The sequence below is a fragment of the Mycolicibacterium wolinskyi genome (assembly GCF_002101965.1).
Lineage (GTDB): Bacteria > Actinomycetota > Actinomycetes > Mycobacteriales > Mycobacteriaceae > Mycobacterium > Mycobacterium wolinskyi.
Window position 1 is genome coordinate 244450 of sequence record NZ_LQQA01000030.1, and the last position, 22134, is coordinate 266583.

Consider the following 22134-nt stretch of genomic DNA (forward strand, 5'->3'; position numbering starts at 1 on the left):
CCCCTTTTGTCCGTGTTAGTTAGTCGGTGTAACGAGCTGGCGCCGACTGTACGCTCCGAATCTGAAGACAGCCTTAGCCCGCGGGAGCGCGCAGCGATGCGGGCCAACGAGGGTGCAACTGTTACTCTCGTAGACTGTTTGACAGCTGAGTTCGCAGGCTGCGCGCCTGCCGGACTGCTGCACATGACTTGACCAAACCGCTGGACCCACCAGCCCCATTTGGCACGCCGCGCTGAAGAGGTCGGCTGCGCAGGAGGAAGAGTGCTTTCGGCTTTCATCTCGTCGCTGCGGACGGCCGACCTCAGACGCAAGATCCTGTTCACGCTGGGCGTGGTGATCCTGTATCGAGTCGGCGCGTCGATCCCCTCTCCCGGGGTGAACTACCCGAACGTGCAGAAGTGCATCGAGCAGGTGAGTGGCGGTGACTCGGCACAGATCTACTCGCTGATCAACCTGTTCTCCGGTGGCGCACTGCTGCAGCTCACGGTGTTCGCGGTGGGCGTCATGCCCTACATCACCGCGAGCATCATCGTGCAGCTGTTGACGGTGGTCATCCCGCGGTTCGAGCAGCTGCGCAAGGAGGGCCAGGCCGGGCAGGCCAAGATGACGCAGTACACGCGTTATCTGTCGATCGCGTTGGCGATCCTGCAGGCCACGAGCATCGTGGCGCTCGCCGCCAACGGCGGCCTGCTGCAGGGCTGCTCGCTCGACATCATCCAGGACAGCTCGATCTTCGGGCTCATCGTCATCGTGATGGTCATGACCGCGGGCGCGGCCCTGGTGATGTGGATGGGCGAGCTCGTCACCGAGCGCGGCATCGGCAACGGCATGTCGCTGTTGATCTTCGCCGGTATCGCCGCCCGCATCCCGTCCGAGGGCCAGACCATCCTGGAGAGCCGCGGCGGCGTGGTGTTCACCGCGGTCTGCGTGGCCGCGCTGATCATCATCATCGGCGTCGTGTTCGTCGAGCAGGGCCAGCGTCGTATCCCGGTCCAGTACGCCAAGCGCATGGTGGGCCGCAAGATGTACGGCGGCACCTCGACCTACCTGCCGCTCAAGGTCAACCAGGCCGGCGTCATCCCGGTCATCTTCGCGTCGTCGCTCATCTACATCCCGCACCTGATCACGCAGTTGATCCAGAGCGGCAGCTCCAACCCGGGCACCGGCTGGTGGGACAAGTTCGTCGCCGACTACCTGACCAACCCCGCAGATCCGGTCTATATCGCGATCTACTTCGGCCTGATCGTGTTCTTCACGTACTTCTACGTGTCGATCACGTTCAACCCTGACGAGCGTGCCGACGAGATGAAGAAGTTCGGCGGGTTCATCCCGGGCATCCGGCCCGGTAAGCCGACCGCGGACTACCTGCGGTATGTGCTGAGTCGGATCACCCTGCCCGGCTCGATCTACCTCGGCGTGATCGCCGTGCTGCCGAACTTGTTCCTGGAGATCGGTAACACCGGGTCGGTACAGAATCTGCCATTCGGCGGTACTGCGGTTCTCATCATGATCGGTGTCGGCTTGGATACCGTCAAACAAATCGAGAGCCAGCTCATGCAACGCAACTACGAAGGGTTCCTGAAGTGAGAGTCGTTCTACTCGGACCGCCCGGTGCGGGCAAAGGCACGCAGGCAGAGAAGCTGTCCGAGAAGCTCGGCATCCCGCAAATCTCCACCGGGGATCTTTTCCGCAAGAACATCGGCGACGGCACGCCGCTCGGCGTGGAGGCCAAGCGCTACCTCGACGCAGGCGACCTGGTGCCGGCCGAACTGACGAACCGCCTGGTCGAGGACCGTATCGACCAAGAGGACGCGGCTGCCGGATTTATTCTCGACGGCTACCCGCGCTCGGTCGAGCAGGCCGGTGCGCTCAAGGACATGCTGGCCGCCCGCAACACCAAGCTGGACGCGGTGCTGGAGTTCCAGGTTTCCGAGGACGAACTGCTGACCCGCCTCAAGGGCCGCGGACGCGCCGACGACACCGACGAGGTGATCCGCAACCGGATGAAGGTCTACCGCGACGAGACCGAGCCGTTGCTGGAGTACTACCGCGACGATCTGAAGACCGTTGACGCGGTGGGTGGTCTCGACGAGGTGTTCGCCCGGGCGCTGCGCGCACTCGGCAAGTGATCAACCTGCCGGGGTTGCGCAACCGCAAGGTCGTCGCGCAGCGCACCCCCGCAGAACTGGACGCGATGGCTGTCGCCGGCGCGCTCGTCGCCGCCGCATTGCGTGCGGTCCGGGCCGCCGCCGCGCCGGGCGTCTCGACGCTCGAGCTCGACCGCGTCGCCGAGTCCGTCATCCGCGACGGTGGTGGCACGCCGTCGTTCCTTGGCTACCACGGGTTTCCGGCCAGCATCTGCGCGTCGGTGAATGACCGTGTGGTGCACGGCATTCCATCGGCGAGTGAGGTGCTGGCCGCAGGCGATCTGGTGTCCATCGACTGCGGCGCCATCGTCGACGGCTGGCACGGCGACTCCGCCGTCACGTTCGGCGTCGGCACTCTGATCGACGCCGACGAGGCGCTCTCGGAGGCGACGAAAGCGGCCATGGAAGCCGGAATCGCGGCGATGGTGCCCGGCAACCGGCTCACCGACGTCTCGCACGCGATCGAGGTCGAGACGCACGCCGCCGAGACCCGGCATGACCGTAAGTACGGCATCGTCGCGGGCTACGGCGGGCACGGCATCGGCAGGCAGATGCACATGGACCCGTTCCTACCGAACGAGGGTTCGCCCGGACGCGGCCCGTATCTGGCTCCCGGTGCGGTGCTGGCCATCGAGCCGATGCTGACGCTGGGCACCACCAAGACCGTGGTGCTCGAAGACGAGTGGACCGTCGTCACCGCCGACGGCACGCGCGCCGCGCACTGGGAACACACCGTCGCCGTCACCGACGACGGGCCGCGCATCCTCACCCAGTAGGGCCGCCAGCAATCACTACCTGTTTATCGCCTCAACCCTGGTGTGGTGGGCCCGCGCAAAGGTAGTAATGAACTGGATCACCGCCAACGTCGTATCAAAGACGGAGGTTGGGAATGGACGATCCGGAGGCCGCGATGATGCGGGCGCTCTATGACGAGCATGCCGGGGCATTGTGGCGGTACGCCCTGCGGCTCACGGGCGATCGGGCCCGTGCCGAGGACGTCGTGCAGGAGACCCTGCTGCGGGCCTGGCGCCATCCTGATGTCACCGCTGACACGGACCGTTCGGCCCGCGCCTGGCTGTTCACCGTGGCGCGCAACATGATCATCGATGAACGCCGGAGCGCTCGGTTTCGCAACGAAACCGGTGTCCCGGACCCCGAACAGGTGGCCGACCATCATCAGGCCGCCCCAGACCAGGTGGATACCGCGTTGGACCGGCTACTGCTGAGCACGGCGCTCAGCCAACTCTCCGAAGAACACCGGGCGGTGATCCGCCGCGCCTACTACCAGGGCTGGACCACAGGGCAGATCGCGAACGATCTGCAGATACCCGAAGGCACAGTGAAATCACGGCTGCACTATGCGGTCCGCGCGTTGAAGCTCAACTTGCAGGAAATGGGGGTGACACGATGACCCGATTCGGTGTACCCCATGGCGTCGACCCCGTCGAGCCGGATCGCTACGCGACCTGGGACGCCGCCTACGTGCTCGGCTCGCTGGACAGCAATGAGCGTCGCGAGTACGAGACGCACCTCGCGGGGTGCGCGCAGTGCCGCGCTGCGGTCGCCGAACTGAGCGGCATGCCGGCGCTGCTGGCGATGCTCGAACTCGACGACGTGCGGGCCCTCGACGAAGCAGAGCCCGAACCGCCCCTGCGCCCTGAGGTGCTGCAGTCGGTGCTGAACAAGGTCAGCTCGCGGCGGCGGCGATCACGGTGGATCACCTCGGGCGCGGTCGGGCTCGCGGCTGCGCTGTTGGCGGTCGGCATGGTGATCGCGATCCGCCCGGAGATCATCGGCCTGCAGCGCGGCGCCGAGCAGCAGCAGACCGCGCAGATGCTCGAGATGACCAAGGTCTCCCAGACCCCGATCAACGCCAGCATCGCGATGACCAGCTATGGCTGGGGCACCCGGATCGACATGGCGTGCACGTACGGGGACTGGGGCCGTCGCGACGCACCTCCGCAGAACCTGGGCATGGTGGTGGTCGGCCGCGACGGCAGCCGTGAGGAGATCGCGACCTGGCTGGGGCTGTCCGGCGCGACGGCACTGCCGAGCGGCAACACCCAGAAGCCCATGGAGGAAATCGCTGCGGTGCAGATGGTTTCGTCGCCCGACGGCAAGGTGCTGCTCGAAAAGAAGCTGTAGTCGCGGGGGAGTGCCGTTTTCTCACCTGCCAGCTTGCTGCGCCGATGGTTGGAATTTCCTCGAACCCACCTCCGCGGTGAACCGACCCTACTCACCGGTCGTGTCACTAGGCAGAGGACGGGAGCAGGTGACATATGGCCAAAGGGCACCGGGTGGTCGACCACATCGTCGGCTTTCTCGCAGCAAGCGGGGTCTCACACATCTTCGGCGTCGACGGCGCCAACATCGAAGATCTGTACGACGCGGCATTCTTTCGTGCGGACATCACCGCGGTGTTGGCCAAACACGAATTCTCCGCTGCCGCAATGGCGGACGGATACAGCCGCAGCGGTGCCGGGCTGGGGGTGGTGGCCGCGACCTCAGGGGGCGGCTGCCTGAACACCGTGCCCGGTCTGGGCGAATCACTGGCCAGCCGGGTCGGCGTGCTGGCGTTGATCGGGCAGGCGCCGACCGCCCTGGACGGGCGGGGCGCCTTCCAGGACACCAGCGGTGCGAACGGCGCACTCGACGGCCTGGCGCTGTTCTCGGCCGTTTCGGTGTATTGCCGCCGCGTCGTGACACCCGCCGACATCCTCACGATGCTGCCGGAGGCGGTGGCCGCGGCGCGCAGCGGCGGGCCGGCGGTGTTGCTGCTGCCCAAGGACATCCAGCAGGCGGCCATCGACACATCCACACACGCCAACGGGCGGGTCAACGGAAAGCCCGCGGGCACACCGCTTTCCGATCCGCGGATGCTGGCCGAGATGCTGCGCGGCGCCGATGGGCCGATCACCATATTCGCCGGTGAACAGGTCGCCAGGGACGATGCGCGGCACGAGCTGGAGCGGCTGCGGGCAACTCTGCGGGCGCGGGTGGCGACGGTGCCCGACGCCAAGGACACCGCGGGCATACCGGGTCTCGGGTCATCCTCGTCGCTCGGGGTGTCCGGCGTGATGGGACATCCGGGTGTCGTGGCGGCCGCCGCGCAGAGCGCGGTGTGCCTGCTCGTAGGCACCCGCATGACGGTCACCGCCCGGGCGGGCCTCGACGATGTGCTGGGTACCGTCCCCACCATCTCGATCGGGTCGGCGCCGCCGTATCTGCCGTGCCCCCACGTGCACACCGACGACCTGCGCGGCACGCTGAACCTGCTCAGCCAGGCGTTGTCCGGGCACGGGCGCCCGACCCAGGTGCGTGTCCCGGAGAGCATGGCGCACAGTGAATTACGGCCGCCGGCACACGACGGACCGGGTATCCGTTATCGCGATGCCATGACGGTGCTCGACGCCGCGCTACCCGACGGCACCGACATCGTCGTCGATGCCGGCAACATCGGTGCCTCGGCCATTCACTACCTTCCGGTCCGCCGGGACGGCCGATTCATCGTCGCGCTCGGGATGGGCGGCATGGGCTACAGCTTCGGTGCGGGCATCGGGATGACCTTTCACCGCGCCGGCGGAGGCATGCGTCGGCGGACCGTGGTGATCGCGGGTGACGGGTCGTTCTTCATGCACGGCATGGAGATTCACACCGCCGTGCAGTACCGGTTGCCCATCACGTTCCTGCTGTTCGACAACCACGCGCACGCCATGTGCGTGACCCGTGAGCAACTGTTCTACGACGATCGGTACAGCTACAACAGGTTCGGCCCGAGCCGGCTGGGCGCAGGCCTGGCCGCCATGTTCCCTGGCCTGACCGCGCTCGATGTCGACGACATCGAGCACCTGCCCGCCGCACTGCGCACCGCGCTCGGAGCTGACGGGCCGTCCGTCGTCAGCGTGGAGTGCTCACCCGACGAAATACCCCCGTTCGCAGCGTTTCTCGCCAAGTCCACCAACACACCGTCGACCACGAAGGAGAACACGTCCCATGTCGCTGCCCGCGCTTGAAGACATCACCACCCACCGGGGCACCGCCGACCCCATCGATGGGCTCATCCGCATCGAGACCTCACCCAAGGAGAAGGCCACGCCGATCATCATGGAGATGATGCGGTCGGTCTACCCGCACGACCAGGTGTTCGGCGAGTACTGCACCGTCAACGACTACATCGACTGCCCACCCGACGAGCTGTACGACTACCTGTCCGACACCCGTTGTCTGGAGGAGTGGACTTACAGCCTGCGCGGTTTCAGCCCCACGGAAGAGCCGGGCCTGTGGCTGGCCCACGACCGGCTCGGCGCCGGCCACGGGGGACCCGGCAGTGAGATCTACACGCGCACCGTGGCCAATCGCGATGCGATGACCGTCGATTACCACTGTGCCTGGGACCAGGGCAAACACCTGTGGATGATCTATCTGATGCGTGTCGTCGATGCCCAGGTGGTCTTCGACAAGCCGGGATCGGTTGTGCTGTGGACCAATTGCCACCATCCGTTCTACGACCACAACCCGTATCCGGAAACCGCGCCGCCGGGCCGGCCGGTGTGGGTCGGTGACTTCTGGGACATGTTCGGCCCCGGCCACCTGCTCGAACTGAAGAACCTCAAGGCGATCGCCGAGTACCGCCACCGCAACGGCCTGCCGCTCACCCCGGCCTGGATGAAATGAGCATGCCCATGACCAACGACAACACCGCCGTGAGCCTCGTCGACGTCTCGACGTACCTGCCCGGTGACGCGATCGGCGCCGACTACTACGCGCAGTTCGCCGACTCCGATGATCTGCGGGACAACCTGATGTTCCGGGCGCCGCGGTTCCGTCACCACGTGGCGCCCGACGAGACCGCTATCGACATGGTCGAACGGGCGGCCGCCGGGCTCATCGAACGCCACGGCGCCGACGTCGTCACGGGCGCCGACGTGCTGATCACCCACACGCAGCTGCCCGACATGCCGTTCTACGGCGGCGGCGGGGGAATGGCGCATCGCCTTGGCATGAAACCGAACTGGGTCATCGACCTCCACAACGGCGGCTGCGCGGCGTTCGTGCTCGGACTCAAACTCGCCCGTAATCTCCTGGCGTCGGGAGAGGGCCACACCGCCCTGATCGCGGTTGCCCAGAACGCGGCGGGCCAGATCTTCGAGCAGGAGACCATCCGCCGCAAGGCGCAAGCCTCGGTACCGGGCGACGGTGCGGCGGTCGGGTTGGTGACGCTTTCGGACAGCTCACCGATCCTCGACGTCGAATGCCGCACTTATGGCGAATACGCGGGTGACATGACCATCTCGGTCGACCCGCCGCGCAAGTGGTGGGCAGCAGGCCCGGGCGAAGGGTGCATCGGGTTCACCGAAAGCAAGATCACCAAGGTGCTGGCCCGCGGCAACCGGCAGGTGCCCGAGGTGTCCTACGCCGTCTGCGACCGGATCGGTATGCAGCCCAAGGACGTTGACCTCCTGGTGACGAACCAGCCGAACCGGGTGTTCCTGCGCAACTGGCGCGAGGCGCTCGAACTGCCCGCCGAACGCCACGTCGACACGTTCGACGAATGCGGAAACCTGTTCGCCGCGGGGATTCCCGTCAACCTGGACCGGGCGATCACCGACGGCCGGGTCAAGGCGGGGGACACCGTGTTGATGTCGGCCTTCGCGCATGCCGGTGATTTCGCCGGGGCAGCGGCCGTTCGATGGGGCGGGCGAGTCTGATGGCGTCGCCGCGCGGCGCACTGCTCGATGCGGTCAGTGCGCTCCCACAGGCGGTCAATCCGCTGGCGTTGTCACTCAACGAATGTCCGTTCCCGCCGTTGCCCGCGGTCCGGTCGGCGCTGAGCACCTCGAACGATGCCGTCAACCGTTATCCGGAGTTCCTGCCCGAGCGGTTGCGATCGCTGATCGCCGGACACGACGGGATAGGTGAGGACCAGGTCGTCATCGGGGTCGGCGCGACCGGCGTCATCATGCAGGTGCTGCATGCCGTGACCAGCCCTGGCGACACCATGGTGATGTCGTCACCGACGTTCGACGGGTATCCCATCTTCGCTCAGATGGCGCGGTTGCGATCGGTCACCGTTCCGCTCGACCGCCACGGCCACCACGACCTCGACGCGATGGCCGAGGCCGCGACACACGCCAGGGTCGTGGTGGTCTGCCGGCCCCACAACCCGACCGGCACCGTCGAACCGGCGGCCGACATCGAACGGTTCCTGGCCCGCGTGCCCGCCGACACCGTGGTGCTGCTCGACGAGGCGTATGTGGAGTTCCTGGCCGCCGAGCACCGTATCGACGGGCCGAGCCTCGTCGCCCGGTTCGGCAATGTCGTGGTGGTGCGCACCTTTTCGAAGGCATACGGTCTGGCGGGGCTGCGGATCGGGTACGGCTTCTGCGCCCCCGAACTCGGCAGGCAGCTGTGGACGATGCAACTGCCGTTCGGCATCGGGCTCACCGCCATGGTGGCCGTTGCCGCGTCCTATGATGCGGAAAGCCAATTACGCCAACGCATCCGGATGATCGCCGCCGAGCGGCGGTACCTGCAGATGCGGCTGCGCGCGCTGGGCGTCTACACGACCGACGGCCAGGCCAACTTCATCTATCTGCCCGCCGACCACACGCCGTGGCGCGAAGTCTTCGACGGCACCGGTCTGCAGGTGCGCCACTACGCCGACGGTGGTGTGCGGATCACCATCGGGTCACGGCAGTCCACCCGAGCCGTGCTTCGGGCGGTGCGCGCAGTCCGCTGACGGGTTCGGGGCGGAATGCGGTATGAAGAACCGTGCCCTCCCCACCGGACAAGCGTGACCCCATCGCGCTGGCGCGCGCGAACTGGGAGGCTGCCGGATGGGGCGATGTCGCGGGCGGCATGGTCGCGGTGACCTCGGTGATGCGGGCGCACCAGATCCTGCTGGCGCGCGTGGAGACCGCGCTGCGGCCCTACGATCTGAGCTTCTCCCGGTTCGAACTGTTGCGCCTGCTCGCGTTCAGCCGTACCGGGGCCCTGCCGATCACCAAGGCCTCGGACCGGCTTCAGGTGCACGTCACGAGCGTCACGCATGCGATCCGGCGTCTGGAGGCCAACGGTCTGGTGGAACGGATCCCGCATCCGACCGATGGCCGCACCACGCTGGTACGGATCACCGATCTGGGGCGCTCAACCGTCGAGGACGCGACCGTGACGCTCAACGAGCAGGTGTTCGCTGACGTCGGGATGTCCGACGAGGAATCGCGGGCGCTGGCCGCGTCGATCGAGACGCTGCGCCGCAACTCCGGGGACTTCTGAATTCTGCGGCAGTAGGCTCGAACTCAATCGAGGGGAGCACTATGTACGCCAAGCGTCTGGGGTTGGTGCTCGCGGCCGCCGCGATAGCGGTCGCGGCCTGCACCACGACGACGTCGGGGGTTGCTACCGCACCGGATGACGTAACCCCGTTCACGACGTCGAAGAAGCCGACCAAAAGCCCCACCCGAACCCGCACACCCACGGCGACCGCCGCACCGGGCACCGGTCTGCCGCCGGAGGCGTTCGCCGAGGTGCGGGCCGCGGGGATCGAGGGCTCGGATTCGGCGATCAGCGATCAGGTGTCACTGGCCTGCATCATGGCCGCGGGCAGCTTCAACGACTCCAAGCAGGATGTCGTCGACGTACTGATCCAGATGGGCAGCAAACTGCCGCCCGAAGCACTCCTGGTGATCGTCGACGTGGCCGTGAAATACGAGTGCCCCGAGTACGCGGGGAAACTCGGCGGTTAGGCCGCCAACTGGAGGCTGAGGAACTCCGGCGCCTTGATCACGCGGCGCAACATGAAGCGGATGAACGCCGGCATCCCCGCGGCGCCTTCGTCGCGGTAGACCTTGGGGTCGGTGAGTCGATAGTGGTGGCGCCGGGTTTCCAATTCGCACCCGCCGGCGGCGAGGACGTTTCGTACCCAGTCGGCCTGCGATCCGTACGTGAGCGCGATGACGTAACCGTGGGGACGCCTGAACGCCCACAGCGGCGTGCGGAACGTGCGGCCCGACTTGCGGCCGCGATGGATGACGACGCCCCAGCCCGGAGCCCACGGGGCGATGAATTGGGTGAGCCGATTGAGGCCGATCTTGTTGGCGCGGGCGACCCAGCGTGGAGCCGGCATCAGAACTCCTCAGATGTTGAATTACTGCGTCAAGCGTAGTGCGCCGGGTCCGACGAAGTCAACGATCGTTGAATTTGTGCAGCGCTATTCCATGACGCTGGGCAGCGGAATGGTCGCGGTCACTGTGGTGCCCGCTCCCGGGCGAGAGCGGATGTTGAGCCGGCCCCCGACGATCTCGGCTCGCTCGGCCATCGAGAGCAGCCCGTACCCACTCGTCTCGTCGCTGCCGAGCGGATGCTCAAAGGTGTCGAAACCCTTTCCGTCGTCGACTATTTCGAGACGTGCGACGCCGTCCTCCACGGCGAAGGTGAGCTTCGCCCGAGTGGCCTCGGCATGTTTGACGACGTTCTGCAGGCACTCCTGGGCGATGCGGTACAGCGCCAGCTCGATGTGATCGGGCACGCGGGTCTCGGCGAGGTCGACCTCAAGTTCCACGCGGGGGATCGAGCGGGCCAGGCTCGCGAGGCCACCCGACAGGCCGAGGTCGTCGAGCACCGGCGGCCGCAAGCCGCTGATCGCGGCGCGGGCTTCCTGCAACGTGAGGTCGACGAGTTCGCGTGCCTTGTCGAGTTGTTCAGCCACCGCCGTCGGTTCGCCGACCGCGCGGGCCGCGGCGTCCAGCCGGTACGACAGCGTCACGAGCCGCTGCGAGATGCCGTCGTGAATGTCGGCGGCGAGCCTGCGCCGTTCGAGTTCCTGCGCCTCGATGACCTGCTCGACGAAATTCTCGTGGGCCCGTTCCCGGGCGACGAGCTGGCGGTGCAGCCGCGCCTGGTGCAGCGCACCCGCGATGAGCCGGCCGATGACCACGAGCAGTTCGACGTCGCGGGCGGTGAACTCGCGGCGGTGCACGGTGTGGACGTTGAGCACGCCGACCAGACCGCCGGGGCCGGTCTCCATCGGCACCGAGACCATCGAGGTGAAGTCGCGTCCGCGCAGCGACTCGAACGGCAGATAGCGCGGATCGGCCTCCTTGTCGTGGCTGATCACGACGGGTTCGCGGTGGCTGGCCACCCAGCCCGAGATGCCCTGCCCGAGCGGCAGCCGGATCTTGCCCACCTCGCTGTCGAACGGCGGGGTGGCCCCGGTCAGGGTGAGGGATCGGTCGGAATCGTCGAGCACGTGTACGAAGCACACGTCGGTCGCGGTGGCCGCGGTGATCATCCGGGCTGCCGCGGCGGCGAGCGGCTCGACGCCGGGACCGCTCGACGCCGCCTGGATGAGTTCACGCAGGAGCGCCAGCTCACGGTCGGCGGTCAGGTCGATCGAGGCGAGGTCACGTTTCGTGGTCATTGGTAGATGCCCTCGCGCAGAGCGGTCGCGACCGCGCCCGCGCGATCCCCGACCCCGAGCTTGCGGTAGATGGACCGCAGATGCGTCTTGACGGTTTCGTCGCCGATCACGAGCTTGTTGGCGATCCCGCGGTTGGACAACCCGGCGACGACGTACGACAGGATCTCGCTCTCCCGTTGGGTAAGTCCCTGGCGCACCCCCGGCCAGAACTCGTCGCGCTGCAGCCGCGCCGCGGTGCCTGCCGCCCTGGCGGCCATGCCGGGGTCGATCGCGGTCTCGCCGCCATGGGCGAATTCCAGCTGACGTACCAGTTCATCGCTGCTGATGCTCTTGAGCAGGTAGCCGGACGCGCCGACCCGCAGCGCCTGGAACAGGTACTGCTCGTCGTCGTAGACCGACAGCATGACCACTTTGCGGTCCGGGTCACGCTCGCGCAGCGTCCGGCACAGGTCGAGCCCGCTGGAGCCCTGCATGCGCACGTCGCACAACACGATGTCGGGGTTGAGGTCTTCGACCACGCCGAGCGCCCGCTCGGCGCCGACGGCCTGACCGACCACCTGCACCCGATCGGCGAACGCGGCGAGCATGGCCTTGAGACCCTCGATGACCATCTCGTGGTCATCGACCAGCACAAGGCGCACTGGGCTGGAGGGCGCCATGCCATCACCCTAAATGGGCAGATCGGTTCGGTAGCTCAACTTGGCCTGCCCAATCCCCCCTACGGGGGACGCGGAGCGGGTGTGATGTGGGCCACTCTCGTCAGGTGCCCACAACACAGGAGAAAACATGGCGTGCCGGACGGTTCTGGTGGGACTGTCCGCAGCCGTCAGACACCACTGCCTGTCCGTTGCGGACGGTGATCTTCGATCTCGATGCCCTGTCCGACCTTGACGTCGACGGGCATCGCGTCGTCTTCAACGCCGCGTTCGCCGCGCACGGGTTGTCCATCGCCTGGAGCGTCCCGCGTTATCGCAGGCTGCTGGCGTTGCACGACGAGCGCCAACGCGTCGCGGCCGAACTGCGCAAGCGGTGCGTGGGGCCGGAATGCGACGTGCTCACCGAACTGCTCGCCGACGAGATCTGCGCGACCAAGGACATGATGTTCGACGAGATGATCCTCGACCTGGGCCTGACGCCGCGGCCCGGTCTGGTGGACCTCGTGATGGACGCGTTCGCCGACGGGATACCGGTGGGCGTCGTGTCCAGCGGCCGTCGGCGCTGGGTCGAGCCGCTGGTTCGGCAACTGGTCGGCGAAGGTTTGGTGGAAACGGTCGTCACCGGCGATGACGTGAGCAAGCCCGCTGACGGCTACCGCCACGCACTGGCCGAACTCGGGGTGTTGCCGCATGACGCACTCGCCGTGACGGGCTCGGCCGACGGTCTGCGCGCCGCCAATGCCGCCGGGTTGGCCACGGTGCTCATCACCGCGGGCGACACCGGCGTGGCCGCGCGGACTGCCGCCGCGGTTCGGCCCGACTACGCCGGATCCGAACCGCTGCGGTTGACGACGTGCCGGCGCGTCCACGCCCAGTGGTGGGCCCAGCACAGCCCGTCGGCGGCTTAGCGCTGCGCGGCCGGGTCGGGCTGTCGCGTCGGCTCTTGGCGTTCTCCGGACATCGTTCTCCGGGCACTAGGTGTGGTTCTGCCCGCCTATGCGCGACAATGTCGCTGATAGCGCCTCTCCCGCAACATGTTTCACATCAATCCCACGGCCTGTGATAACAGCTGACACTCTGGCGCCAATGAGTATCATGCGTATCGCCGATTCGGCTGCCCGCATACGAGCGACAATGTCGCGCGGGTGTGGCCATACGACATTCGTTGGCCCGGAACGTCGAAAGGACCCCGCGGCTATCTGTTCACTATGCCGAGGATTCCAGTCAGTATGTGGCAGCAGCCCTCGGCGTAGACACCGCAACGAAGATCGTCAACGACCAGCGTCATCCGTTGTCCGCCTACGAGCGACAGTGTCGCTGCAACGCGGGCGCGTAACCAAAGTGGCTGGTGTTTCGCGGCGAAGTTGTTGTGGCCTGTGTGGTTGAGCGCTCTGGGCCTGGTAGGGCCAGTGAGGCTAGTGTGGCGAATTCAGCGACAATGTCGCGCATAGGCGGGCGGACAGGCACCGCGATGGAGGCGCGGGCAGACACACGCCGCGACGAAGATACGCCGCGACGAAGGCGCGTGCCCACCTCCGGCCTCAGCCGCGCAGCGTTTCGATCACCGCGCTGAAGTCCTTGTCGGCGTTGTCCACCGCAAACTGCGCGTAGATCTCGGCGGCGTGGGTACCGAGCGGGGCCGAGGCGCCGGTCGAGGAGACCGCCGCCATCGCCAGGCCGAGGTCCTTGTTCATCAGTGCAGTCGCAAAGCCCGGCTTGAAATCGTTGTTGGCCGGCGACGTCGGAACCGGTCCAGGCACCGGGCAGTTGGTGTGCACCGACCAGCAGTTGCCGGTCGCGCCGGTGATCACGTCGAACAGCGACTGTGGGGACAGGCCGAGTTTCTCGGCGAGCACGAACGCCTCACCGATCGCGATCTGCTGTACGGCCAGGACCATGTTGTTGCAGAGCTTGGCCGCCTGACCGGTGCCCGAGCCGCCGCAGTGAATGATCTTGCCCGCCATGGGATCGAGCACCGGCCGGGCGCGTTCCACCGCGTCGTCCTCGCCGCCGACCATGAACGCCAGCGTGCCTGCCGTCGCACCCTTCACGCCGCCCGACACCGGTGCGTCGAGCTGCGCGTGCCCGTGGTCGACGGCCCGAACATGGATCTCGCGGGCATCATCGACCGAGATGGTCGACGTATCGATGAACAGCGTGCCCTTGGGTGCCGCAGGCAACACCTCGTCGTAGCACGCCTTGACGATGGCGCCGTTGGGCAATGACGTGATCACCACTTCGGCCTCGGCTGCCGCCTCGGCTCCGCTGTCGAACACCGTGGCGCCGTTGGCTTCTGCTGCCGCCTTCAGGTCAGGCACCGGGTCGAAGCCGCGCACCGTATGGCCCGCGGCGACGAGGTTGGCCGCCATCGGGCCACCCATGTGGCCCAAACCGAGGAATGCGATCGTCGTCACGTGTCTCCCTATGCCGAGGCGCGGGCTCGGGCGGCTTCCGCGCGACCGATGACCACACGCATGATTTCGTTGGTTCCCTCAAGGATGCGGTGCACCCGCAGATCGCGGACGATTTTCTCCAGGCCGTACTCGCGCAGGTAACCGTAGCCACCGTGCAGCTGCAACGCCTGATCCGCCACGTCGTAGCAGGTATCGGTGACGTAACGCTTGGCCATTGCGCACAGGGTCACCTTGTCGGGGTGATCCGCGTCGAGCGCAGACGCCGCACGCAACAACAGATTTCGCGACGTCTCCAGACCGGTGGCCATGTCGGCCAGTGCGAACCGGACCGTCGGCTCATCGAGAAGTGCACCGCCGAATGCCTGACGGTCGGCGAGGTAGCCCGCGGCCTTGTCATAGGCGGCCTGGGCGCCGCCCAGCGAGCACGCCGCGATGTTGATCCGGCCGCCGTTGAGGCCCTTCATCGCGATGCCGAACCCGGTGCCTTCGCCCTCGGCGCCGCCCAGCATGGCATCGGCAGGCACCCGCACGCCTTCGAAGATCACCTGTGCGGTCGGCTGCGCGTTCCAGCCCATCTTCTGCTCGTCGGCACCGAAACTCAGTCCGGGCGTGTCCTTTTCGACCACGAATGCCGATATGCCGCGCGGCCCTTCGCCGCCGGTGCGGGCCATCACGACGTAGACGTCGGATGTGCCCGCCCCGGAGATGAACTGTTTGACGCCGTCGAGGACGTAATCCTCTCCGTCTCGGACTGCCCTGGTACGCAACGCCGAAGCGTCCGATCCCGCCCCCGGTTCGGTCAGGCAGTAACTCGCGATCGATTCCATCGAGGCCAGCCGCGGCACCCAGGTCTTGCGTTGCTCGTGGGTGCCGAAGCTGTCGACCATCCACGCGCACATGTTGTGGATGGACAGGAATGCCGCAATGGTCGGATCGGCGGCCGCGAGTTGCTCGAAGATGCGTACCGCATCGATACGGCGCAGCCCGCTGCCCCCGGCGTCCTCACGGCAGTAGATCGCCGCCATGCCGAGTTCGGCCGCCTCGCGCAGCACGTCGGTGGGGAAGTGGTGCTTCTCGTCCCACTCCAACGCGTATGGCGCGATGCGCTTTTCGGCGAACGCGGCCGCCGTTTCGGCGATCACCCGGTCGTCGTCGTCCAGATCGTGCAGATTCACGCGGCCGCTACTTCATGGTCGGGATGACGAATTCGGCGCCATCCTTGATGCCCGACGGCCAGCGCTCGGTCACCGTCTTGACCTTGGTGTAGAACTGGATCGAGGCCGGGCCGTGCTGGTTGAGGTCACCGAAGCCGGACCGCTTCCAGCCGCCGAAGGTGTGGTAGGCCACCGGCACCGGGATCGGCACGTTGACGCCGACCATGCCGACCTGGACCCGGGACACGAAGTCGCGGGCAGCGTCACCGTCACGCGTGAAAATCGCGACGCCGTTGCCGTATTCGTGTTCGGTGGGCAGGCGCAATGCCTCGTCGTAGTCGTGTGCGCGCACGATGCACAGCACCGGACCGAAGATCTCGTCGGTGTAGATCGACATGTCGGTGGTGACGTGGTCGAACAGGCTCGGGCCGATGAAGTAGCCCTTGGAAAGGTCGGCTTCATCGAAGGTGAGCTCGTCGGTGGCCCGCTCGCGGCCGTCCACCACCAGCTCGGCCCCGGCTTCGACGCCCTGGCCGATGTAGTCCTTGACGCGCTTGAGCGCGGCCTCGGTGACCAGTGGTCCGTAGTCGGCCTTGGGATCGAGGCTGTGGCCCACCCGCAGCTGCTTGACCCGCTCGACGAGGCGGTTGCGCAGGCGATTTGCCGTCTCTTCGCCCACCGGGACCGCCACGCTGATGGCCATGCACCGCTCGCCTGCACTGCCGTAGCCCGCGCCGATCAGTGCGTCGACGGCCTGGTCGAGATCGGCGTCGGGCATCACGATCATGTGGTTCTTGGCGCCGCCGAAGCACTGCGCGCGCTTACCGTGTGCGGCCGCGCCGGAGTAGATGTACTGGGCGATGTCGGAGCTGCCGACGAAGCCCACCGCCTGGATGGTCGGGTGCTCGAGAATGGCGTCGACGGCCTCCTTGTCGCCGTGCACCACCTGGAAGACGCCCGGGGGCAGCCCGGCCTCGATGAAAAGCTCGGCCAGCCGCACCGGCACCGAGGGGTCACGCTCAGAAGGCTTGAGCACGAACGCGTTTCCGCATGCCAGTGCCGGGCCGGCCTTCCACAGCGGGATCATGGCCGGGAAGTTGAACGGTGTGATGCCGGCGACCACGCCAAGCGGCTGACGGATCGAGTAGACGTCGATGCCGGTGCCCGCACCCTCGGTGAACTCGCCCTTGAGCAGGTGGGGGATGCCGACGGCGAACTCGATGACCTCGATGCCGCGCTGGATGTCGCCGAGCGAGTCGGCGACGGTCTTGCCGTGCTCAAGCGAAAGCAGCTCGGCCAGTTCGTTGGCGTTCTGGTTGACCAGATCGATGAACCGCATGAGCACGCGCGCGCGGCGCTGCGGGTTGTAGGCGGCCCACTCTTTCTGTGCCTCGGCCGCGCCCGCGACGGCGGCGTCGACATCGGCGGCCGACGCCATGAGCACCTGCGCCTGAACCTCGCCGGTGCTGGGGTTCATGACGTCGGCGGTGCGAGTCGAGCCGGCGCTCGTGCGCTGGCCGTTGATGAAGTGCTGGATCTGTGTGGTCATGACATCCGTCCAAGGTTTGTGCGCATTGGTGCAGCAGTACAGCTCGGGTCGAACCCGAGATACTTGGATATCCTAGTAATTGGCCGGAGTATTTGGCAAGAGTTCTGCCGATCTGAATGGGAAGGCCGGTCAGCCGAGGGAGACGGGGTCGCCGACCTGCATGGTGCCCTCGGACACCACCTCGAGGTACGTACCGGCACAGGGCAAAAGGCCCATCCCGAAGGCGTCGACACGATTCTCGGCCGCGGGTGTGCGCAGTGCCTGGGGTGCCCTGGGGAGCTCGCCGTGTTCGAGGGTCGGGATGACGCAGCGAGGCGTCGGCCCCATGGCGCGCAGCCGCGTTCCGCCCACGCTGAGAACCTGACCGGTCCACTCGTTCTCGGCGTACGCGGGATAACCCGGTGGCGTGGCGATGACGAGATTGGGCCGGTATCGCGCCGCCTCGACGCCGATGCGTTCGAGGGTCGCCGTCGTGATCGCGTGGACGGGAGCCAGATCGACGAAGGAGTCCCCTGGAGTTGCCTGGGCCAGTTCCAGAATCGGAGCATCGACTTCGGCATCGACTCCCATTTCGAGTACCTGGTCGGGGTCGGCGCGCTCGATCGAGGCGCCGTCGGACCGGCTGCGGCCGAGGCGGACCGAACGCCCCAGGAACCGTGACAACACGTCGTCGACGTGGTCATCCTCGGTGGCCGCCGTGCTGCCGTCCGGCAGTCGGATCAAGACGCCTCCGTCTTGCGTGACGGCGCTGCACGACAAGAGTCCGCGCCACAGTCGCGCTTGCTTCGCACTCGCAACCCTGCCGCTGGATTCGTCGATCAGCGCCAGACGGCGGTCGCCCTCGGCGCCGCGAGCGTCTATGAAGATCGAGTCGACGCTCTCGCCGACCATCGACTTCACCGGATAGCGGTACAGACTCCCGACCCGCAGCTGCTCAACCGTCTCGGCGCTCATGAATCGAACATAGCCCTGTCCGCGCGCGCTCTCGGAGAAACCTCTTTCAATTACGAAACGGTACCGTTATGATATTCGCGTGGAATCCGCTGACGTGAACCCCGATGTGCTCGTGGTCGGTGCCGGCCCCACAGGGCTGACCTTGGCGTGTTCGCTGCGCCTGCATGGTCTTTCGGTGCGGGTTGTCGACCGCGCGCCGGGTCCGGCCACCACATCCCGAGCCAACTTCCTCCATGCCCGCGGGTCGGAGGTCCTCAACCGCATCGGTGCGTTGGGCACGTTGCCGGACGAGTCGCTGCGGGCCATGCGCATCACCAATTACCTCGGCGACCGGCCGGTGATGACGCTGGAATTCGGTGACCCCGGCATGCGTACCGCGTCGCCGCCGATGGTCGTTTCGCAGGCCAAGGTCGAGGCGGCACTGCGGGCCCGGCTCGCCGAACTCGGCGTCACGCCGGAATGGGGCCTGCCGCTGCGAGCCGCGCATCAGGACACCGACATGGTGGTGGCAGAAGTGGGGGACGGCGAGGTGATTCGTGCGCGGTGGCTGGTCGGCTGCGACGGCACGTCGAGTACGACCCGCGAACTCACCGGCATCGACTTTCCGGGCGTCAAGCTGAGTGAACGTTTTCTGTTGGCCGACATCCACCTCGACTGGGATCTCGATCGGGGCGGCACGTCGGGCTGGATCCATCCCGACGGCGTCGTCGGCGCCATGCCGATGCCCTCCAGCGGCACGGACAACCTCTGGCGGCTTTTCGTCTACGATCCGACGTTACGGGAAAAGCCAAGTGAGGCAGACATTCTGGAGCGAATCAAGCAGATCCTGCCGCAGCGTACCGGCCGGCGTGTGCAGATCGGTGACGCCGAATGGCTCTCGGTGTTCACCGTGCATCGCCGGCTGGCGGACACGTATCGGCGCGGGCGAATACTCATCGCCGGCGACGCGGCGCACGCTCACGCGCCGTTCGGCGGACAAGGCATGCTGACCGGTATCGGAGACGCCGAGAACCTGGCGTTCAAGCTGGCACTCGTGGTCCGTGATCGAGCATCCGATGCCCTCGTCGACACGTACGAAGCCGAGCGCAGGCCGCTGGCCACCGAAGTGCTGCGCGGCACGAGCGCGATCACTCGGGTCAACGTCGCCGACAACCCCGTCGGGCGCTTCGTACGTGACCACGTCGCCACGCGCATATTCGGGCTCGCAGTCGTGCAGCGATGGACGACGTATACGGCCTCGCAGTTGTGGGTCAGTTACCGCAAGGGGCCACTCGGTGGACGCGGACGTAAGCCACGCCCCGGCGACCGCATCCCCGATTCGGCCTGTAGCCGTGCAGACGGCACCTCGACGACACTGCACAGCGAGCTCGGCGGACGTTGGGCGCTGCTCGTGCCAACGGGCACCCCCGGGGTGGTCGACGCGGTACATCGCCGGCTCGGTGACTTCGTCGGAGTTCTGTACCACGGCGGTGACCAGATGATGTTGGTCCGGCCCGACGCCCACCTCGCGTGGCGGGGTAGACCGGATGACGTCGACGGCCTCGACCATTGGCTGTGCGCCGCATTGCGATCCGGCAACGCCCGGTGACCACACCGGCAGGCCGTGGCCGGCCACGCGACGCCGCAGCCGACCGCGCCATATTGCAGGCCGCGCTGGATATGTTCATCGAGCGGGGCGTCGAGGGCACCAGCATCGAGCAGATCGCCAAGAAGGCGGGTGTCGGCAAGCCGACGATCTACCGGCGCTGGTCAACCAAAGAAGACGTGATCGCCGCCGCCATGGAGACTTTGATCGTTGACGAGGTGGCTTGGGCGTCACCGGCCGCGATCGAGGTGGAGTCGCCGTATGCGTTGGTGGAAGCGGCCATCGACAGTGCGGCGGCCACAGTGACCACGCCGCAGTATCGCGCCTTGGTGGCCAGGGTGTACGGGTCGGCGGTCAGCCATCCGGCCCTCATGGCGGTCTATTGGGAACGCTATATCCTGCCGCGCCGACAGCTCGCCGCACGCCTTCTCGAGCGTGCCCGCGCGGCCGGAACCGTCGACGCCGACACGAATTTCGACGTGGCCATCGACATGATGGTCGGTGCGATCACCTACCGTGTGCTGCAACCCGACCCGCCCGGCATCGACGAGATGCGGCGCTACCTACGTGCCGTCTACCGCCAAATCGGTCTGTTGCCATGAGTTCTGGTCATCGAAGGCGCGCCGTGTGCCAGATAGCGGCTACCCGCGGCCGTCGGTCGGAACATCTCGCTCCTGCCGCTTGACTACGTATCGCAGCGACAGCAGAACGGCGGCCGGAACTGCCATGAGCGCGAGGACTTGCAGAAGCTCGCTCATCGTTCACCCCGTGTGAAAGTCCCTATGCGGGAGTAGTTTTGCTTCACAACCACTATCTCTACTCGCCGTCCTCGGCATGCGCATCAATCCATACGCATTCTTAACGCCGGTCAGCGTTCGGCATACACCGCGCGTTCGATTGCCGAGGCAGTCATCGTGCGCCCGTTCGGTGTCAGGTAACGGGCTGCGTATTCCTCGGGGCCGACCTGCTCGCGTTCGTGCCAGCGGTATTCGGCGAGAAACGCCGAGACGCCTCGGGGGTCCATGCCGAACTTCCACAATCGCTGCTTGACGACGAAGTCGTCGTAGGCCTTTTGCGCGCCATACATCTGCCGCCCATCGAGGAAATCTTGGCGGACGTATGTGAACCCGAGTGCACTACCCGGCGCGGCACCGGCGAGGTGCTCCATGGTGCTGCGGACGGCGGCCTCGGAGAGGTATTGAGTGACGGCCTCCCAGATATAGAAGATCCGCTGCTTGTGAGTGAATCCCGCGTCGGCCAACCGGATCGTCAGATCGCTCGTTTCGAAGTCCGTCGGCAGGAGCGTGACGTTGCGAGGGGTGCGGCCGAAACAGCGTTGGAGCGCCGAGGACTTGCGCGCGACATTGGCGGGCAGATCGACTTCGCAGACGGGAATGTCCGCGAGCTGGGATAACCGGTATGCGCGGGTGTCGTAGCCGGCGCCGAGGATCACCACTGCTTCGATGCCCTGCGGAATCGTCGCGAGGAGTTGATCATCGAGGTAGCGCTTGCGACAGAGGAAACTGGCCCAGCCGCCGCTGAACTTCTCCTCCGTCACCTTCATCAAGTATCGCCGGACAGCGGGCCATCGGGTGGCGCCCGCGGCGATGCGACCGCTCCAGGGAAGGAGGCGATGTGCCCACGGATCGTGAACCAGTGGCGTCGGTTCGTACTGGTCGGCCGCGACGACGATCATGGGGCCGAGCGCGGTCTGGGCGGCGGGATTATTCACGTGCTTTCTCCGAAGTCTCGTTGATCGACAACTGATTCCACCGTTCGAGCAGTGTGGGGATCTCGGCCATCAGAAAGGTATAGAAATCGCGCATCTGGGTGAGGCGCTGGTGTGCCGGACTTTGACTGTCGGTCGCCTCGATTCCGGCTTCGGCGGCGGCCTGCATCGCCGAGATCGTCTCGTTCTGGTTGGTGAACAAGATCGCCCACGCATTGTCGCGCAGCCGGAAATGGTCGCGCCGGCTTGCGGGCGCAGGCACCCGTTCGGCAAGCCCGACGGAGGTGAGCATCTTGAGCGCCCCGGAGATCGCGCCAGCGCTGGCTTCGAGGCTGTCGGCGAGGTCACTCATGGTGACGCTGGTCTGCTCGGTGAACAGCAGCGTGGCCAGCACCCGTGCTGTCATCCGCTGCATGCCGTGGCTGGTGAGGACCAGTCCGAGCCGTTCGGCTGCGAGCTGAAGATCCGGCGAGGTCGGCATCCCAATCCTTGTCCCTCAAAACAACCTTCACAAATTACTGAAAGTTT

23 protein-coding genes are annotated in these 22134 nt (G+C 66.5%); 14 read left to right on the forward strand and 9 right to left on the reverse strand.

All coding sequences use genetic code 11. From position 1 onward, the window contains the following. Window positions 1-261: 261 nt before the first annotated feature. From secY to AWC31_RS24850, 11 genes are all read left to right on the forward strand, one after another. Window positions 262-1587 carry a preprotein translocase subunit SecY gene (secY, locus tag AWC31_RS24800; protein WP_067842272.1) on the forward strand — a complete coding sequence of 442 codons (1326 nt, stop codon included), beginning with the start codon at window positions 262-264 and terminating at the stop codon, window positions 1585-1587. Further along, window positions 1584-2129 carry an adenylate kinase gene (locus tag AWC31_RS24805; protein ID WP_067842274.1) on the forward strand — a complete coding sequence of 182 codons (546 nt, stop codon included), beginning with the start codon at window positions 1584-1586 and terminating at the stop codon, window positions 2127-2129. The genes secY and AWC31_RS24805 overlap by 4 nt, the downstream gene beginning before the upstream one ends. Then, window positions 2126-2923, forward strand: a complete 798-nt coding sequence (map, locus tag AWC31_RS24810) for a type I methionyl aminopeptidase (protein ID WP_085146553.1) — start codon at window positions 2126-2128, stop codon at window positions 2921-2923. The genes AWC31_RS24805 and map overlap by 4 nt, the downstream gene beginning before the upstream one ends. A gap of 113 nt (window positions 2924-3036) precedes the next feature. Beyond that, window positions 3037-3558 (forward strand): sigma-70 family RNA polymerase sigma factor, encoded by a 522-nt coding sequence (locus tag AWC31_RS24815; protein WP_085146555.1) that lies wholly within the window; start codon window positions 3037-3039, stop codon window positions 3556-3558. Next, window positions 3555-4292, forward strand: a complete 738-nt coding sequence (locus AWC31_RS24820; protein ID WP_067842284.1) for an anti-sigma factor family protein — start codon at window positions 3555-3557, stop codon at window positions 4290-4292. The genes AWC31_RS24815 and AWC31_RS24820 overlap by 4 nt, the downstream gene beginning before the upstream one ends. 134 nt (window positions 4293-4426) lie before the next feature. Next, window positions 4427-6160 carry a thiamine pyrophosphate-binding protein gene (locus AWC31_RS24825; RefSeq protein ID WP_085146557.1) on the forward strand — a complete coding sequence of 578 codons (1734 nt, stop codon included), beginning with the start codon at window positions 4427-4429 and terminating at the stop codon, window positions 6158-6160. Beyond that, on the forward strand, window positions 6141-6821 hold the full coding sequence (locus tag AWC31_RS24830) for an SRPBCC family protein (RefSeq protein ID WP_085146558.1): 681 nt from the start codon (window positions 6141-6143) through the stop codon (window positions 6819-6821). Before AWC31_RS24825 ends, AWC31_RS24830 begins: the two co-directional genes overlap by 20 nt. An 8-nt stretch (window positions 6822-6829) precedes the next feature. Then, a complete protein-coding gene (locus AWC31_RS24835; protein ID WP_110775282.1) occupies window positions 6830-7855 on the forward strand; it encodes a 3-oxoacyl-ACP synthase III family protein in 1026 nt (341 codons plus the stop codon). Continuing rightward, complete coding sequence (locus AWC31_RS24840) at window positions 7855-8886, forward strand: pyridoxal phosphate-dependent aminotransferase (RefSeq protein ID WP_085146561.1); 1032 nt, start codon at window positions 7855-7857, stop codon at window positions 8884-8886. Before AWC31_RS24835 ends, AWC31_RS24840 begins: the two co-directional genes overlap by 1 nt. A gap of 32 nt (window positions 8887-8918) precedes the next feature. Next, a complete protein-coding gene (locus AWC31_RS24845) occupies window positions 8919-9422 on the forward strand; it encodes a MarR family winged helix-turn-helix transcriptional regulator (protein ID WP_085146563.1) in 504 nt (167 codons plus the stop codon). A 41-nt stretch (window positions 9423-9463) separates the two neighbouring features. Beyond that, on the forward strand, window positions 9464-9892 hold the full coding sequence (locus tag AWC31_RS24850) for a hypothetical protein (protein WP_067842303.1): 429 nt from the start codon (window positions 9464-9466) through the stop codon (window positions 9890-9892). On the opposite strand, the gene AWC31_RS24855 is transcribed toward AWC31_RS24850, so the two are convergent. From AWC31_RS24855 to AWC31_RS24865, 3 genes are all read right to left on the reverse strand, one after another. Continuing rightward, window positions 9889-10272: a nitroreductase family deazaflavin-dependent oxidoreductase gene (locus tag AWC31_RS24855; protein WP_085146565.1), complete on the reverse strand. Its 384-nt coding sequence runs from the start codon at window positions 10270-10272 to the stop codon at window positions 9889-9891. The two genes, AWC31_RS24850 and AWC31_RS24855, sit on opposite strands and share 4 nt — an antisense overlap. 84 nt (window positions 10273-10356) lie before the next feature. Further along, the gene (locus AWC31_RS24860) at window positions 10357-11565 is read right to left on the reverse strand and encodes a GAF domain-containing sensor histidine kinase (RefSeq protein WP_085146567.1); all 1209 of its coding nucleotides are present in this window, start codon (window positions 11563-11565) and stop codon (window positions 10357-10359) included. Then, entirely contained in the window at window positions 11562-12224 is a 663-nt protein-coding gene (locus tag AWC31_RS24865; RefSeq protein ID WP_067842311.1) for a response regulator, read from the reverse strand. Before AWC31_RS24865 ends, AWC31_RS24860 begins: the two co-directional genes overlap by 4 nt. Window positions 12225-12328: 104 nt before the next feature. Here AWC31_RS24865 and AWC31_RS24870 point away from each other — a divergent pair, with 104 nt between their 5' ends. Continuing rightward, complete coding sequence (locus tag AWC31_RS24870) at window positions 12329-13129, forward strand: HAD family hydrolase (protein WP_165766055.1); 801 nt, start codon at window positions 12329-12331, stop codon at window positions 13127-13129. Window positions 13130-13762: 633 nt separating this feature from the next. On the opposite strand, the gene mmsB is transcribed toward AWC31_RS24870, so the two are convergent. From mmsB to AWC31_RS24890, 4 genes are all read right to left on the reverse strand, one after another. After that, window positions 13763-14635: a 3-hydroxyisobutyrate dehydrogenase gene (gene mmsB / locus AWC31_RS24875; protein ID WP_085146571.1), complete on the reverse strand. Its 873-nt coding sequence runs from the start codon at window positions 14633-14635 to the stop codon at window positions 13763-13765. Between the two features lie 8 nt (window positions 14636-14643). Then, window positions 14644-15810, reverse strand: a complete 1167-nt coding sequence (locus tag AWC31_RS24880; RefSeq protein ID WP_085146573.1) for an acyl-CoA dehydrogenase family protein — start codon at window positions 15808-15810, stop codon at window positions 14644-14646. Window positions 15811-15817: 7 nt separating this feature from the next. Beyond that, window positions 15818-17338, reverse strand: coding sequence for a CoA-acylating methylmalonate-semialdehyde dehydrogenase (locus AWC31_RS24885; protein WP_085146575.1), 1521 nt, complete (start codon window positions 17336-17338; stop codon window positions 15818-15820). 129 nt (window positions 17339-17467) lie between these two features. After that, complete coding sequence (locus AWC31_RS24890) at window positions 17468-18292, reverse strand: MOSC domain-containing protein (RefSeq protein ID WP_085146577.1); 825 nt, start codon at window positions 18290-18292, stop codon at window positions 17468-17470. 79 nt (window positions 18293-18371) lie between these two features. On the opposite strand from AWC31_RS24890, the gene AWC31_RS24895 reads away from it, so the two are divergent. Both AWC31_RS24895 and AWC31_RS24900 read left to right on the forward strand, forming a co-directional pair. Beyond that, a complete protein-coding gene (locus tag AWC31_RS24895; RefSeq protein WP_234816989.1) occupies window positions 18372-19880 on the forward strand; it encodes an FAD-dependent oxidoreductase in 1509 nt (502 codons plus the stop codon). Beyond that, window positions 19877-20479, forward strand: a complete 603-nt coding sequence (locus AWC31_RS24900; RefSeq protein WP_085147296.1) for a TetR/AcrR family transcriptional regulator — start codon at window positions 19877-19879, stop codon at window positions 20477-20479. The genes AWC31_RS24895 and AWC31_RS24900 overlap by 4 nt, the downstream gene beginning before the upstream one ends. A 266-nt stretch (window positions 20480-20745) precedes the next feature. On the opposite strand, the gene AWC31_RS24905 is transcribed toward AWC31_RS24900, so the two are convergent. Continuing rightward, window positions 20746-21609, reverse strand: coding sequence for an SAM-dependent methyltransferase (locus tag AWC31_RS24905; RefSeq protein ID WP_085146579.1), 864 nt, complete (start codon window positions 21607-21609; stop codon window positions 20746-20748). After that, window positions 21602-22087, reverse strand: a complete 486-nt coding sequence (locus AWC31_RS24910; RefSeq protein WP_085146580.1) for a GbsR/MarR family transcriptional regulator — start codon at window positions 22085-22087, stop codon at window positions 21602-21604. Before AWC31_RS24910 ends, AWC31_RS24905 begins: the two co-directional genes overlap by 8 nt. Window positions 22088-22134 lie beyond the last annotated feature (47 nt).